2 protein-coding genes and 2 pseudogenes are annotated in these 2,161 nt (G+C 24.6%); 2 read left to right on the top strand and 2 right to left on the bottom strand.

All coding sequences use genetic code 11. The features are described 5' to 3' along the window. A partial coding sequence (locus tag CL42_RS15895; protein ID WP_155757015.1) for a helix-turn-helix domain-containing protein occupies positions 1-520 on the top strand: 520 nt, incomplete at its 5' end. A 921-nt stretch (positions 521-1,441) separates the two neighbouring features. Further along, positions 1,442-1,570: an AraC family transcriptional regulator gene (locus CL42_RS17780; RefSeq protein ID WP_155757016.1), complete on the top strand. Its 129-nt coding sequence runs from the start codon at positions 1,442-1,444 to the stop codon at positions 1,568-1,570. 134 nt (positions 1,571-1,704) lie between these two features. Here the strand turns inward: CL42_RS17780 and CL42_RS16905 are convergent. Both CL42_RS16905 and CL42_RS17150 read right to left on the bottom strand, forming a co-directional pair. Continuing rightward, positions 1,705-1,920, bottom strand: a pseudogene (locus CL42_RS16905) (GMC oxidoreductase); the annotation flags it as partial. A 75-nt stretch (positions 1,921-1,995) separates the two neighbouring features. Beyond that, a pseudogene (locus CL42_RS17150) lies at positions 1,996-2,161 on the bottom strand (integrase core domain-containing protein); the annotation flags it as partial.

Here is a 2,161-nt window from a genome sequence, read left to right as displayed (position 1 = left end):
ATTTAAACAAATAAATAGTTCCTTGAAATTCTATAAAGCTGATAATACTTTTTTAAAATTTAGATATGATAAATTTGAATCAATGGTTATTCAAATCCCAATTCAAATGTTGAACCAGGAATTACCTTTATCAGATGAGAATAGTTTTAAATCGATAATTGATGTCTGTAAAAAACAACTCATTAGCAAGTTTTATGATCAGAGGATAGATGAAAAAATAAAAAACATACTATTTACATCTAAGGATGATTTAACTTTGAATGAGTGTGCCAGTTTTTTTAATATGACACCTAGTACACTACACCGTAAACTAAATGAAATTAATACAAAATTCTCGGATTTGAAATATCAAGTACTTATTTCTAAAGCCAAACAATTATTAATATATACAGATAAATCTATAATGGAAATTGGTGTGGAGTTAAATTTTAGCGAGCATTCAAGTTTTTCAAGAGCATTTAAAAGTAAAATAGGAATACCTCCTGGAAAGTTTAGAAAAATTGTATTAAATAAAAAATGAAATTATGTTGATTAATAATTTATCATGATTATTAAAAAGTGAGTAATATAATGTATTTAATACCCTTTCATTACTATTATAAATTAATGGATATTCTAGAGGAACGTGGAATAAGTACTTTCATACTAGAGGATTATTCAAGATGTGAGAATATTTTAATATTATGGTTTAAATTTAGATCAAATGGAAGAGTTAATTTCAACGTTTATTGATCACCTACAAGTTAAGGAGAAAGATTTAGTTTTTAGTAAAACTATAAAGGTTAGCTCTCATATGAATTTTGGGTATGGTTTATTATCTGCTAACGACTTTAATGAAGCTTTAATTTTTTTAAAAATTTTATTATGCTATTTTGTCATTTATAGATGTATATATAAAATATAATGCTTTTAATCAGGCGGAACTTTTTATTAAATTAGTTTGTAGTTTTTTAGAAAATATTCTTAATTTCTATGAAATATTACTATTAAGTGTCATTTATAACAATATTGTTGAAATTTTAGGGAAGCTGAATTGTAAATTTAATATGTATGTTCCTATTATTAGTTTTAAAAAAATTATAAGCATTTAAACTTTGATTGCGATAATTTGTATTTTTATAATTTAGATAAATATTTAATAATTATAAAGTTTTCAAACGAGATTTTGACTCAAAAACTACCTCTTTATGATTTATATGCATTTTGTAAAATATCAGATGATTTTAAAGTTAATATAAAAAATAAACATTGTTAATAAGGTAGCTCATTTTATAAAAAATCAAATTTCAAAATTAATTTGTCAGAATGTTACTATCATCTTAATTTAAGCTCAACTAATTTGCAAAATAAATTATCTAGTCATAACCAAAAGTTTCTATCTTTAAAAAATGAAATTATTATGGATTCAGCAAAAAAGATTATTATTGAAAACAGATAAAAAATTTCTAAGATTTCTGAAGAGTTAGATTTTAACAATCATTCAAGTTTCTCAAGAGCTTTTAAAAAGAAATTTGGTATTAGTCCAGATGCCTTTAGATTTAATGATCTTAGGGGTAAACCTTTAAATTAAAAATGTATTATATGATAATTTTTTTGAGAGTTTAATTTAACTATATTTCATTTATATTTTTTGTAACTAAGATAAATAAATATTAAATCTATTTATCTTAATTTTAATCATTAATGATAACTATATTTAATAAATTATTTATCACTTGAAAAAGTTTGACTAAACTGAATAGGTTTGATTTTTGAAGCCAATTCCTCAGAAAAAATTGGTAGCTGACTCATTGCAAATTCGGACAGTGCAGTAATAGTTAATGAAGGATTGACTCCTAAGTTTCCTGGAACAATTGAACCATCAATAACTCTAAGGTTTTTATATCCAAAAACTTCACCACTGAAGTCTACAACTCCGTTTTTCGCATTATTACAGAGGTGGTCCCACTTGTTTGAACAACTAAAAGCGTATTTATAAGTGATATTCCGCTCTAGTTAAGCCACCTTGTTTTGTTGGGGTAGCTGATCATAGTAAAACTCATTTGGTGTCATTTTGTCTAGACTCGAATGAGGTCGTTTCAAATTATAAAACTCAAAATATGCACTTAATTGCTTTTTCGTCATCTGTGACACTGCTATAAGCTTTGAGATACACCTCTTC

This window comes from Acinetobacter sp. Ver3, assembly GCF_000632455.1.
Classification (GTDB): domain Bacteria; phylum Pseudomonadota; class Gammaproteobacteria; order Pseudomonadales; family Moraxellaceae; genus Acinetobacter.
This window is presented reverse-complemented; position numbering and strand designations above follow the sequence as displayed.